Here is a 12,282-nt window from a genome sequence, read left to right as displayed (position 1 = left end):
GCTCGACGGCGTCCGCGCGTCCACCCGTCCCCGCTGAATCGCCTGCGACATCAGCTCGACAGGCGCGACGCGGGCGGGCGGCGGCCAGGGGCGTCAGCGCCGGGCGAGACCCTCCCGGGCCGCGACGGCGGTGTCCGGGTGGTCGGTGAAGACGCCGTCGAGGCCGAGGCTGAGGAACAGCTCGTACTCGGCCTGGATGTCGCCGCGGGCGTTCGGGTCGGCGCCGATGCGCAGGTCGGCCGGCAGGAACTGGTTCTCCGCCCGGAACGTCCAGGCGTGGACGATCAGCCGCTCCCGGTGCGCGTCCCGGACCAGGGTCGTCGGGGCGAGCAGCCTGCCGGCGGCGTCACGCGGGACGATCAGGTTCTTGTTCGCCCCGACCCCGTCGGCGTAGGAGGCGATCCACTTCAGGCCGGCCGGCTTCGCCAGGTCCTGGTAGGTGCGGGCGTCGCCGGCGACGGTGAAGTCGTACGGGCGGCCGGTGGCGTCGAGAAGCTGCGCGAGCCTGACGTCGACCATCCGGTTCAGCTTGCGCAGGTTCGCCGTCTCGAACGACTGGACGATCACCGGAGAGTTCCGGTGGGTCAGCCTGTTGCGCCGCAGCACCTCGACCAGCGGCTCCTCCAACGGCAGCCCGATGGACGCGAAGTAGCTCGGGTGCTTGGTCTCCGGATAGACGCCGATCGTCCGGCCCCGCGCCCGCCCCTCGGCGCGGGCCAGGTCGATGACCTCCTGGAGGGTGGGCACCTGGAACTGGCCGTCGAAGGCGGTGTTGGCGACGCGGACCTTGGGCAGCCGCTCCTTGGCCCGCAGCGTCCGCAGCTCCGCGAGGGTGAAGTCCTCGGTGAACCAGCCGGTGACCGCGACGCCGTCGATGCTCTTCGTGGCCCTGCGGGCGGCGAACTCGGGGCGGGCGGCCACGTCGGTCGTACCGCTGATCTCGTTCTCGTGCCGCGCCACCAGCGCGCCGTCGCGGGTGGCGACGAGGTCCGGCTCGATGTAGTCCGCGCCCTGCCGGATCGCCAACCGGTAGGCCTCCAGGGTGTGTTCGGGCCGATAGCCGCTCGCACCCCGGTGAGCGATCACCAGGGGCCGGTCCGTCGCCCGCGCCCGCTCGGCGGCGGGCGCCGGGGCGGCCGAGGCGGTCACCGTCGGCACGGCCACGGCTGCCGCCAGCAGGGTGCCGGCCACAGCGAGGGCGGAAAGGGTACGTCGCAACGCCGTCTCCTTGTCGTCGAGGAATCCGCCTCAGCAGACACGCCCGGACTGACGGCGAGTTGGTCGGCGCCTGGCCGGCGGGTAAACCCCGGCATGCCGGTTTCCACACCCGACTCGCGGCGGAAAAGGAAGATTGTCTGGTGCGCCGGCTTCTCCGTCACCCCGTGCGGCTCGTGCCGCTCGGCTTCCTGGTGACGATCCTGGTCGGCACCGGGCTGCTGATGCTGCCCTGGGCCACCAGCGAGCACCGGCACACCCCGTTCCTGACCGCCCTCTTCACCGCCACGTCGGCGGTCTCGGTGACCGGGATGGCGGTGGTGGACACCCCGAACTACTGGAACGAGTTCGGGCTCGTGATGATCACCGTGCTCACCCAGGTCGGCGGCCTCGGCATCGTGACCGGTGCCACCCTGGTGATCCTCGTGGTGGCCCGGCGGCTGGGGCTGCGCAGCCGGCTGCTGGTGCAGGCCGAGACAGCCGAGTTCGGCATCGGCGACGTACGCCGGCTGCTGCTGCGCATCGCCGGCCTCGCGCTCGCCTGCGAGGCCGTCATCACCGCGATCCTGACCGCCCGGCTGTGGATCAGCTACGACTACCCGTTCGGCCGGGCCCTCTGGGGCAGCGTCTTCCACGCCGTCCAGGCCTTCAACAACGGCGGGTTCGCCCTCTACACCGACAGCCTGGTCGCCTTCTCGACCGACGCCTGGGTCACCCTGCCGCTGGCGTTCGGCACCATCGTCGGCGGGATCGGCTTCCCGGCGCTCTTCGAGGCGGTACGGGAGTGGCGGCAGCCGACGCGGTGGGCGGTCGCCACCAAGCTGACCGTCTGGGGCAGCCTGACGCTGCTGGTGCTGGGCTTCGCCGGCCTGCTGGTCATCGAGTGGGCCAACCCGCGCACCCTGGGCATCTACGCCTGGTCGGAGAAGCTCCTGGTGGCATTCGCCCAGAACTCGTACATCCGCACCGGCGGCTTCAACGTCCTGGACATGGACGGCCTGGAGGAGGAGAGCTATCCCCTCGTCATCGCGCTGATGTTCATCGGCGGCGGCAGCGCCAGCACGGCCGGCGGGATCAAGGTGGCCACCTTCTTCCTGCTCGCCTTCGTCATCCGGGCGGAACTGCGGGGCGAGCCGGACGTGACGGTCGGGCACCGCCGGGTGGCCACCGCCAGTCAGCGGCAGGCCATCACCGTCGCGCTGCTCAGCGTCGCGCTGGTGGTCTGCGGCACGGTGGTGCTGGTCTTCCTCACCGAGGGGGTTCCCGGATACGCGGCGCTGTTCGAGGTGACGTCGGCGTTCACCACCACCGGCCTCAGCGTCGGGATCGCCGCGTCGCTGCCGCAGAACGGCCAGCTCGCCCTGATCATTCTCATGTTCGTCGGCCGGATCGGGCCGCTGACCCTCGGGTCGGCGATCGCCCTGAACACCCGCCGGCGGCTGTACCGCTACCCGGAGGAGCAACCCATTGTCGGCTAGGAAGACGGACGGAAGCGGCATCGTGGTGATCGGGCTGGGCCGGTTCGGGTGCCACCTGGCCGGCGCGTTGACCGCGATGAACCACGAGGTGCTCGCCATCGACCGCAATCCGGACCAGGTGCAGCGGTGGTCGGCCCAGCTCGACCGCGTCGTGCAGGCCGACACCACCGAGGAGGGGTCGTTGCGCCAGCTCGGCGTGGCGGACTTCGGCCGGGTGGTGGTCGCCATCGGCGCCTCGCTGGAGGCGAGCGTGCTGACGGTGCTGGCGCTGGCCGAGCTGGGCGTACCGCAGATCTGGGCGCGGGCCACCTCCACGAAGCACGCCAAGATCCTGGACTCGGTCGGCGCGCACCACGTGATCTTTCCCGAGGCGGAGACCGGCGAGCGGGTGGCCCATCTCATCGTCAGCAGGATGCTCGACTTCATCGAGTTCGGCGACGACTTCGCCATCGCCAAGGTGTGCACCCCGGAGACGATGCTCGGCCGGCCGCTCTCGGAACTGACGCCCACCGCGCGCTACGGGGTGCGCGTGGTGGGCGTGAAGCTGCCGGGGGAACGCTTCCGGTACGCCACCGACGCCACCGTGATCGCCCCGGGCAGCATGCTGATCGTCGAGGGGAACATCGAGCAGGTGCAACGATTCGCGGAGCTCAGCTGACCCCGGCGGGCTCAGTCGTCGTCGCCACCGTCGTCATCGTCCTCGTCCCTTTCCTTTTCCGTTGCCTGACTTACTTTTTTTCCACCACCCGCCCCCTTGCCCTTGCCCGAGTTGTCGGACTTGGCCTTCGACCCGCCGGAGCTGCCGCCCGAACTCCCGGCCGACGTGCCGGCCTTCTTGGTCGGGGGCTTGGCCGGCGCCTTCGTCGGCGCCTTGGTGGGCGCGACGGCAGGCGCCACACCGGCCACCCCGGAGACCTGCACGGCGCAGGTCTCGTCGCCGAGGCGGAACTCCAGCGGCAGCGGGTTGACCCCGGCGTGGCGGCCGGTCAGGGTGAGCTTCTCGGACGCGCCGGGGGCCAGCGCGGCCCGCTCGGGGGCGGGCTCCACGAGCACCGTGCGCCCCTGCTGGCGCACCGGGACGGGCGTCGCCTTCGTCACCGTCTGCTGGCCGGGGAAGGCGAAGCTCAGCCGCCAGTCGCGCAGCTCCCGCGTGCCGGTGTTGGTCAGGGTCAGCTCGGCGGCGAAGTCCTTGCCCGAGTCCGTGCGCAGCGCGTACGCGACCCGGCACGGCGGCGGGGCCTCCGCCCCCATCCGCGCCTGGGTCGGCTGGTCGATTCCGCCGCTGGCCGGGCTGCGGGAGGTGAAACCCCACAACCCCGCCGTCACCGCCACCAGCCCGGCGGCGGCCACCCCGGCCTCGATCCGCCGGCGCCGGGTCACGGCACGCCGGTTGCGCGTACGGGAGAACGGCAGCGCGTCGGTCGCGGCGGACCAGGGCAGGATCGTGGTGCCGGCGGCGGCCAACGCGTCCTCGTCCACGGGCCCCGCCGCCGGGGAGACCGGCACCGCGGCGATCATGCCGGCGGCCTCGGCGAGCGTCCGCGCGACCTCGGTGGTGGCGGGCCGGTCCCCCGGGCGCTTGGCCAGGCAGCGGCTCACCAGCTCGCGCACCTCGTCGGGCAGCCCCGGCACCGGCGGCATCGGCTCCGGCTCGTTGTACATGTGCGCGCGCAGCATCTGGGTGGTGGTGCTCGCCTGCCAGGGCAGCCGGCCGGTGAGCATCCGGTAGAGCAGCAGGCCGACCGCGTACACGTCGGTGGCCGGGGAGACCTGACCGTTGTCGAGCCGCTCCGGGGCCAGGTACGCGGGCGTGCCGAGCAGGGTGCCGTCCGGCCCCTTCTCCTTCTCCCCCACCAGCGCGGAGATGCCGAAGTCGACCACCTTCACGCCGGTGGCGGTCAGCATGACGTTGCCCGGGGTGACGTCGCGGTGTACCACGCCACGGGCGTGCGCGGTGGCCAGCGCCGAGGTGACCTCCGCGCCGATCGTCACCGCCTCCCGCCAGGGCAGGCTGCCCCGGCGCAGCCGGCCGGTCAGCGACTCCCCGTCGACCAGCTCCATGACGACGTACGGCACCGTCAGGCCGACCTGCTCGGACTCGCCGTAGTCGTAGACGTTGGTGATGTTGGGGTGGCACAGCCGGGCCGCGGCCTGCGCCTCGATCCGGATGCGGTGCCGGAACGCGCGGTCGGCGGCCAGCCGCGACGCGAGCACCTTGACCGCCACCTGCCGGCCGAGCACCTCGTCGTAGCCGCGCCAGACGACGGACATGCCGCCCGCCCCCAGCTGTTCGATCAGCCGGTACCGCTCACCCAGCAGTTGTGCGCCGTCCCGGATCGGTCCACCCATGAGAGTCGTTGTTGCCCCGGACCGGCCCGGCTACACCTCAAGGGTCGGAATCGGTCAGGGATTCACCCGTTCAGGCGGTGGCGAGGAGCTGGTCCACGGGCGCGTAGTCGTCGGTCAGCACCAGCGCCTCGCCGACGAACGCGGTGAGGTCGGCGCCCGCCAGCAGGTTGGCGCCCTCCCGCAGCTCGGCCAGCCGGGCACGGACCGCCGCCAGCGGCAGCGGGGCGTCGGAGGCGACGATGAGGAAGTTCGAGCCCTCCCGACCGGCGAGCGCCGCCGCCGGGGCGATCAGGGCGACGTGCCGGAACTCGGCGGCGACGGTGGCCAGCTCGCTGCGGATGAAGCGCAGCGGCGGGTAGTCGATGACGTTCTGCACGTAGACGCCGCCCGGGCGGGTCACCCGGCGGACCTCGGCGGCCATCTCCCGGGTGGCGAGGTGCCAGGGGACCACCAGGTGCCCGAACGCGTCGCCGACCACGAGGTCGCGGCTGTCGGTTGCCTCCCCGGCGACCAGCATCCGGGCGTCACCCACCACCGCCCGCAGGTCCGGCCCCTGGCGTACGCCGAGCTGCCGCTCGCCCAGCTCCACCAGCCCGCCGTCGATCTCGAACACGACGTTGTCCGTGCCCGGGCGGGTGGCGGTCAGGTAGCGGGGCACGGTGAAGCCGCCGCCGCCCAGGTGCAGCGCGTCGAGTCGCTGCCCCTTCGGCGCGACCACGTCGGCCACCGCCCCGATCCACCGGGTGTACGCGTACTCCAGGTGGGTGGGGTCGGCGAGGTCCACGTACGAGTGCTGGGCCGAGTTGAGCAGCAGGGTGCGGCCGGAGCCCCGGGCGGGATCGGCCTCCACGCTGGCGCAGTGGTAGGCGGTCTCGATGTCGCACGGGTTCGGGGCGACCGTGGTCAGCCCGGCGCCGACGAGGCCCAGCACCGCCAGGGCGGCCTTGGCGCGGGCGCGGCCGGGCAGCTCCGCGGCGTCCTGGCGGCGCAGCCACACCCCGAGGCCCAGCCCGGTGAGCCCGAGCGAGGCCGCCAGCGCGAACAGGATGACCGTGCTGGGCAGCGCGGCCACCAGCACGAACCCGGTGCCCAGGGTGGCCGTGATGCCGCCCAGCGTGCCGATGCCGGAGAGCCGGCCGACCACCTGACCGGTACGCCGCAGGTCGGCGAGCTGGAGCTTGACCACCAGCGGGGTGACCGCGGCGAGCAGGGCCGCCGGCACGAAGACCGCGAGCGCGACGAGCAGCAGGATGGCCGAGGCCGCCCCGCCGCGCAGCACCTCACCGGCGTACCGGACGACGGGCAGGGTGACCGCGGTGGCGATGCCGGCCAGCACCAGCGCCGGGGCCAGCAGGGCCCTCGGGTTGCGCCGGTCGGCCAGCCAGCCGCCCGTCCACGCGCCGTAGGCGATGGCGGCCAGGGCGATCCCGATGACCGAGCTGGTCACCTGGAGGGTCACCCCGACGTACGGCCCGACGAGCCGCAGGGCGACGGTCTCCAGCACCAGGACGGCGCCGCTGGAGAAGAAGACCAGGAACGCGGCGAGTCCGTTGGGCAGGGCCAGGGCGGTCGTCGCCGCCGGCCGGGCCGGCGGGACCGTGACGTCGGAGGATGGGGAGCTCACCCGCGCGATGGTACGCAGGAAAACTGGGCCACCGGGTCAGTACATCGAGAGATGAACATGGTTCGTGTGGTCGGCGGCGGGGCTGCCGCTGCCGCCGTACGCCCGCCATCCGGTGCCGGGGTGCCAGATCTGCCGGTACCAGATCACGTAGAGCACGCCCAGCCGGCTGGCGTTGCGCACGTGCCAGGCGGCGAGGCTGTCCCCGTACGCCTTGTCCCCGCCGGTGGCGGTCTTGTCCTCGAACCCGCCGGCGGCGGCCGAGAAGTCGCAGGCCCGGCCCTTGGGGTGCTCGCCGGAGCCGCCGCTGCGGTAGCAGGAGACGTACCGCTTGTAGCCGGCCGCCTTGGTCTGGTTGAGGGCGTTGAGCGTGCGCGGGGTGATGCAGCCGGAGGTGGTCGGGTCGTTCACCGAACAGGACTCCGACGGCCAGGACCCGTCCGAGTTACGGGGGGCCGGCTTCGCCGAGGAGGAGCTGGCGCCGCTGAACCCGCCGCTGCTGCCCGAGCTGACCTCCGCGAGCGCCGCCTCGGCCTCCTTCTTCTTCTTCGCCATCACCGCGAGCTGCTTCTGCTGCTCGCGGACCTCGGTGTCGATGGCGATCTTGGCCTGCCGGGCCTGCTCGCGTGCCTGGGTCAGGTCGCGCAGCCGCCTGCCGTCGCGCTGCGCCATCAGGTCGAGGCTGGCCGCCCGCTCCAGGAACGCCTCCGGCGAGGCGCTGTCGAGCAGCATCGACGTGGGCGTCAGCCGACCCAGCCGGTACGACTGGGCGGCCACCTCGCCGACCTGCGCGGTCAGCTCGACCAGCCGGACCTCCAGCGTGCCCAACTGCCCGGTCAGCTGCTTCTGCCGCGCCTTGGAGTTCTCCAGCTTCCCCTTGGCCTCGATGTGTGCCTTGGCGGTGGCCTCCAGGGCGTCCCGGAGCTTCTTGGTGCCGCCCTCGTTGGGCTCCGCGTACGCCGGCACGGCACCGCCGGCGAAGAGCATCGTCACGGCGACGAGCAGGGCGATCAGCGGGCGGCGGGCACGCCGCCCGGCCGGCGGGGCGGTCAGCGGGCGGTGACCGTCCGGCCCGGCGGGCATGGTCCTGCGCACGAAAGCATCCTTCCGTCGGCCGCCGGCCCCGGACGACGGCGTGGCGCGGCGGCGGCCCTCGCCGGGCGCCGGACGGCGGCCTGCTGGCGGAGACCGGCGGTCAGGATACCGGACGGAGCACGCCGGACCGGGCCCGCGAATGCCCGGAGCACCGAACGTCGACGCAGTGTCGCACCGACGTCACGCACCGCCGAGCAGCGCCTCGCGTACCCCCACCCAGATCTGCTCGCTCGCGGCGACCAGGAGGCCGTGGCCGTCGTCCCCCGGGCGGTAGTCGGTGCCGTCGAAGCGCCGGGCGACCCCGCCCGCCGCCCGGACCAGCAGGGCGCCCGGGGCGTGGTCCCACGGCAGGGTGCGCCAGAAGAGCACGAAGTCCTGGTCCCCGGTCAGCACGTCCAGGTATTCCCGGCCGGCGCAGTGCAGGCCGGGCAGCAGTTCACCCAGCCGCGCGCCGCCCGCCTCGACCAGCGCGCGCGGCGCGGCCGGCAGGGCGTGCGACATGGCGGCGCCGCGCACCGCGTCGAGCGCGGGCGCGCGGTCTCCGGTGCGCACCGGCCGGCCGTCGAGCCAGGCTCCCTCGCCGGCGCGCGCGACGGCCAGCGTCCCGGCGAGCGGGTCGAGCACCCAGGCGGCGACGGGATCTCCGTCGGTCAGCAGCGCCACCATCAGCGCGAACGGCTGCCGGCCGGCGGCGAAGTTCGAGGTGCCGTCGACCGGGTCGACCAGCCAGACGTCGCCGGAGCCGCGCAGGTGCTCCAGCAGGGCCGGGTCGTCGGCGACCGCCTCCTCGCCCACCACGACCGAGCCGGGGCGCAGCCGGCGCAGCGCCGTCGAGATCACCTCTTCGGCGCGGCGGTCGGCGACCGTGACGAGGTCGCCCGGTGCCTTCTCGCTGATGTCGGCGTCGTCGAGCTTGCGGAACAGCGGAAGCACGACCTGGTCGGCGGTCTCGCGCAGCAGACCGCCGACGTCGTCGAGCAGGGTGTCAGCCACGCGGCGGCAGCTTGACCACGCTGACGAAGAACTCGTCGATCTGCCGGACCACCGAGATGAAGCGCTCGAAGTCCACCGGCTTCGTCACGTACGCGTTGGCGTGCAACTGGTAGCTGCGCAGGATGTCCTCGTCGGCCTGGGAGGTCGTCAGCACCACCACCGGGATCCGGCAGAGCTGCTCGTCCTTCTTGATCTCCTCCAGCACCTCCCGCCCGTCGCGGCGGGGCAGGTTCAGGTCGAGCAGGATCAGGTCCGGCTGCACCACGTCGGCGTACTGGCCCTCCCGCCGCAGGTAGGCGAGCGCCTCGGCGCCGTCGGAGACGACGGTCAGCCGGTTGCGGAGCTTGTGCTCCTCGAACGCCTCCTGGGTCATCAACACGTCACCCGGATCGTCCTCGACCAGCAGGACCTCGATCGGGCTCTTGCCGTCCGCCGGCGCGGTCATCCCACCGTCTCCCTCATGTCACCCGTTCTACCGCCTTCGGGCGCCCGGTCGGGCCCGTCCGTGGTCTCCGTCTCGTCGGCGCGTCGGTCGGCCTGCGCCGGGGCGCCGCCCGTGCCGGCCTCGGCGGCGGGTCCGTCGCCGTCCCCGGTCACGGCCTCGTCGGTCGCCGGCTCGTCCGCCGCCGACGCGGCGGCCGCCTCGACGTCCTCGGGGAGCGCCGGGAGGGTGAAGCGGATCGCCGTGCCCTCCTCGGTGTCCGTGTCCACCCAGACCCGGCCGCCGTGGTACTCCACGATCTTCTTGACGATCGCCAGCCCGATCCCGGTGCCCGGGTACGCGTCCTTGGCGTGCAGCCGCTGGAAGATGACGAAGATCTTGTCGGCGAACTCCGGCTCGATCCCGATGCCGTTGTCCTGGCAGCTGAACTCCCACTCGTCGCCCACGAGGCGGGCCGAGACGTGCACCTTCGGGGGCACTTCGGGGCGGCGGAACTTGACCGAGTTGCTGACCAGGTTGGCCAGCAGGTTGGTCAGCAGCGGCTCCTCGCCACGGATGACGGGCAGCTCACCCCAGGTCAGCTCCGCGTCGGCGTACTGGCGGGCCGCCTCGGTCTGGCCGGCCACGTCCCCCATGACCTTGTTCATGTCGACCTCGGTGAAGCCGGTGGTGAGCCGGCCGATCCGGGAGAAGGCGAGCAGGTCGTTGATCAGGCGCTGCATCCGCTGCGCGCCGTCGACCGCGAACGCGATGTACTGGTCGGCCCGCTCGTCCAACTGCCCCGCGTAGCGGCGCTGGAGGAGCTGGCAGAAGCTGGCCACCTTGCGCAGCGGCTCCTGGAGGTCGTGCGAGGCGACGTACGCGAACTGCTCCAGGTCACGGTTGGAGCGGGTGAGCTCCTCGGCCTGCTTCTGGAGCTGGCTGTTGACCCATTCGATGCGCTCGCGGGCCTCCCGTACCTCGGCCAGGTCCTTGGCGATCTTGCGCCGCATGGCGTCCACGTCTTCGGCGAGCCGGACGAACTCGGGTGGGCCGTCGCCGGCGATGCCGTGCTGGTAGTCGCCCTCGGCCACCTCGCGGACCTGGTCGGCGAGCCCGGTCAGCGGGCGGATGACCATCTTGTCCAGGGAGACCAGCAGCATGCTGCCGGCGATGATCACCACCGCGACGGCGGCGATCAGCAGGACGACCAACAGGTTGCTCGTCCGCCGGACGTCCTCGGCGCTCCGCTGCCGGGCCTCGAAGATCTCGAGCTGGAGGTCGTCCAGCGCACTGCGGACCGCGTCGAACTGCTCCCGGGCCTGGTCGGTGATCAACGCCTGCCCCGCGGCGGTGCCGCTCTGCTGCGTCGTGGTGACCACCGGCACCGCCACCGCCTGGCGCCACTCCTCGGCCCGCTGCTCCACGTCCAGGAGCTCCTGCCGGATCTCCGGGTAGTCGCCGAGCAGCCGCTCCATCGAGGCGACCAGATCCTGCTCCCGCTTGCGCCCGGCGTCGTACGGCGTCAGGTCGGCCGGGTTGCCGCTGACCGCGTAGCCGCGCACGGCGGTCTCCTGGTCCAGCAGCGCGTTCTGCACCTCCTGCGCCTGCACCCGCAGCGGCCCGGTCTTGTTCAGGATCGCGTCGATGTGCATGCGGTTCTTCGTCGCCACCGCCACCGCGCCGCCCGCCAGCCCGATCAGCAGGACGGCGACGACGGTGAGCAGCGTGACGACCCGCTGACGCAGGGTCCACTGGCGGACGCCCGTCACCGGCCACCACCCCGGCTGACCAGCAGCATGGCGACGTCGTCGGCGAACGGGCCGCCGTTGAGCTGCTCGGCGCGCCCGACCAGCCAGGCCGGCAGCTCCGCCAGCGGCACGGCGAGGGTCGCCGGGTCGGCGAGCAGTCCGCTGAGGCCCGGCACGTCGAGGCGCTCGTCACCCTCGCCGGTCCGGCCCTCGATGAGACCGTCGGTGTACATCAACAGGGACCAGTCATCGGTGTCGAACTCCAGGTCGTAGGCCACGGGCCGGCGGGGTCGTACGCCGAGCAGCAGGCCGCCGGGTGCCGGAACCGGCACCACCTTGCCCCCGGCGAGCAGCAGCGGCGGCGGGTGCCCGGCCAGCCGGACGGTGGCCCGGTTGGCGTCGAGGTCCAGCCGCACGGTGGCGACGGTCGCGAAGATCTCCTGGAGCCGGCGCTCGCTCATCAGCACCTGTTCCAGCGCCGGGAGCACCTCGTCGTCGGGCACGCCGGCGAGGATCAGCGCCCGCCAGGCGACCCGGAGCTCGACGCCGAGGGCCGCCTCGTCCACGCCGTGCCCGCAGACGTCGCCGACGATCAGGTCGAGCCGGTCGGGCCGGGTCTGCACCACGTCGTAGAAGTCACCGCCGATCAGGGCGGCGTGTCGGCCGGGCCGGTAGAAGGTGTGCACCGCGACCACGTCGGTGGTCATCAGCGGCTGGGGCAGCAGGCCCCGTTCGAGGCGGGCGGACTCGGCCTGGCGCAGCTCGACCTCGCGCAGCCGCCGGGCGTTCTCGTCGGCCCGCTTGCGCTCCACCGCGTAGCGCAGCGCCCGGGTCAGCAGCACCCCGTCGACCTGGCCCTTGACCAGGTAGTCCTGGGCGCCCTCGGCGACCGCGACGATGCCGAGGTGCTCGTCGGAGCGGCCGGTCAGCACGCAGACGGCGGCGCCGCTGGACATCTCCAGCACCTGACGCAGCCCGTCGAGACCCTGCGCGTCGGGCAGGCCCAGGTCGAGCAGGACGCAGTCGACGCCCATCACGCGCTGCCGGGCCTCGCTGAGGCTGGTCGCGACCAGCAGGTCGATCATCGAGTTGGTCTCGGCGAGCAACTCGCCGACCAGGAAGGCGTCGCCCTCGTCGTCCTCCACCAGCAGCACCCGCAGCCGCTCGCCGGGAGGCAGGTTGGGATGACGTCCCATGCCGCCGTGCGGGTACGGCACGACGGAGGAACCGGCCAGGCCGGTCCCCCGGTGCGGCCGGGTCACCGCCGCGAGACGCGGGAGATCGCTGGTGATGTCGGGCTCCTTCCGAGTGCCCTGCTGATCCTGTATTACACAACGTTCGCACACAACACGACGGGCT

The 12,282-nt window shown here is 72.9% G+C and carries 10 protein-coding genes; 2 read left to right on the top strand and 8 right to left on the bottom strand.

All coding sequences use genetic code 11. The features are described from left to right. Positions 1–93 precede the first annotated feature (93 nt). Positions 94–1,218: a glycerophosphodiester phosphodiesterase gene (locus ACLQ22_RS04980; RefSeq protein WP_425691259.1), complete on the bottom strand. Its 1,125-nt coding sequence runs from the start codon at positions 1,216–1,218 to the stop codon at positions 94–96. Between the two features lie 140 nt (positions 1,219–1,358). On the opposite strand from ACLQ22_RS04980, the gene ACLQ22_RS04975 reads away from it, so the two are divergent. Then, entirely contained in the window at positions 1,359–2,693 is a 1,335-nt protein-coding gene (locus ACLQ22_RS04975) for a TrkH family potassium uptake protein (protein WP_425691258.1), read from the top strand. Continuing rightward, complete coding sequence (locus tag ACLQ22_RS04970; RefSeq protein WP_425691257.1) at positions 2,683–3,351, top strand: potassium channel family protein; 669 nt, start codon at positions 2,683–2,685, stop codon at positions 3,349–3,351. Before ACLQ22_RS04975 ends, ACLQ22_RS04970 begins: the two co-directional genes overlap by 11 nt. Before the next feature lie 11 nt (positions 3,352–3,362). Here ACLQ22_RS04970 and ACLQ22_RS04965 read toward each other — a convergent pair whose 3' ends face one another. The 7 genes from ACLQ22_RS04965 to ACLQ22_RS04935 all read right to left on the bottom strand — a co-directional run bounded on the left by ACLQ22_RS04965 (position 3,363) and on the right by ACLQ22_RS04935 (position 12,119). Further along, positions 3,363–5,042 carry a serine/threonine-protein kinase gene (locus ACLQ22_RS04965; RefSeq protein ID WP_425691256.1) on the bottom strand — a complete coding sequence of 560 codons (1,680 nt, stop codon included), beginning with the start codon at positions 5,040–5,042 and terminating at the stop codon, positions 3,363–3,365. A gap of 70 nt (positions 5,043–5,112) precedes the next feature. Then, complete coding sequence (locus ACLQ22_RS04960) at positions 5,113–6,666, bottom strand: fused MFS/spermidine synthase (RefSeq protein ID WP_425691255.1); 1,554 nt, start codon at positions 6,664–6,666, stop codon at positions 5,113–5,115. 36 nt (positions 6,667–6,702) lie between these two features. Continuing rightward, positions 6,703–7,746, bottom strand: a complete 1,044-nt coding sequence (locus ACLQ22_RS04955; protein ID WP_425691474.1) for a coiled-coil domain-containing protein — start codon at positions 7,744–7,746, stop codon at positions 6,703–6,705. A gap of 192 nt (positions 7,747–7,938) precedes the next feature. Beyond that, positions 7,939–8,751, bottom strand: a complete 813-nt coding sequence (locus ACLQ22_RS04950; protein WP_425691254.1) for an inositol monophosphatase family protein — start codon at positions 8,749–8,751, stop codon at positions 7,939–7,941. Further along, complete coding sequence (locus ACLQ22_RS04945) at positions 8,744–9,196, bottom strand: response regulator (protein WP_311413128.1); 453 nt, start codon at positions 9,194–9,196, stop codon at positions 8,744–8,746. The genes ACLQ22_RS04950 and ACLQ22_RS04945 overlap by 8 nt, the downstream gene beginning before the upstream one ends. After that, the gene (locus ACLQ22_RS04940) at positions 9,193–10,944 is read right to left on the bottom strand and encodes a sensor histidine kinase (protein WP_425691253.1); all 1,752 of its coding nucleotides are present in this window, start codon (positions 10,942–10,944) and stop codon (positions 9,193–9,195) included. Before ACLQ22_RS04940 ends, ACLQ22_RS04945 begins: the two co-directional genes overlap by 4 nt. Then, complete coding sequence (locus tag ACLQ22_RS04935) at positions 10,941–12,119, bottom strand: PP2C family protein-serine/threonine phosphatase (RefSeq protein ID WP_425691252.1); 1,179 nt, start codon at positions 12,117–12,119, stop codon at positions 10,941–10,943. Before ACLQ22_RS04935 ends, ACLQ22_RS04940 begins: the two co-directional genes overlap by 4 nt. Positions 12,120–12,282 lie beyond the last annotated feature (163 nt).

It is taken from the genome of Micromonospora sp. DT178 (genome assembly GCF_049841695.1).
Classification (GTDB): domain Bacteria; phylum Actinomycetota; class Actinomycetes; order Mycobacteriales; family Micromonosporaceae; genus Micromonospora.
This window is presented reverse-complemented; position numbering and strand designations above follow the sequence as displayed.

Coding starts and splice junctions, on each gene's coding strand:
- ACLQ22_RS04965 (WP_425691256.1), bottom strand. CDS start 5,042: ATGGGTGGACCGATCCGGGACGGCGCACAACTGCTGGGTGAGCGGTAC.
- ACLQ22_RS04955 (WP_425691474.1), bottom strand. CDS start 7,746: ATGCCCGCCGGGCCGGACGGTCACCGCCCGCTGACCGCCCCGCCGGCC.
- ACLQ22_RS04945 (WP_311413128.1), bottom strand. CDS start 9,196: ATGACCGCGCCGGCGGACGGCAAGAGCCCGATCGAGGTCCTGCTGGTC.
- ACLQ22_RS04935 (WP_425691252.1), bottom strand. CDS start 12,119: ATGGGACGTCATCCCAACCTGCCTCCCGGCGAGCGGCTGCGGGTGCTG.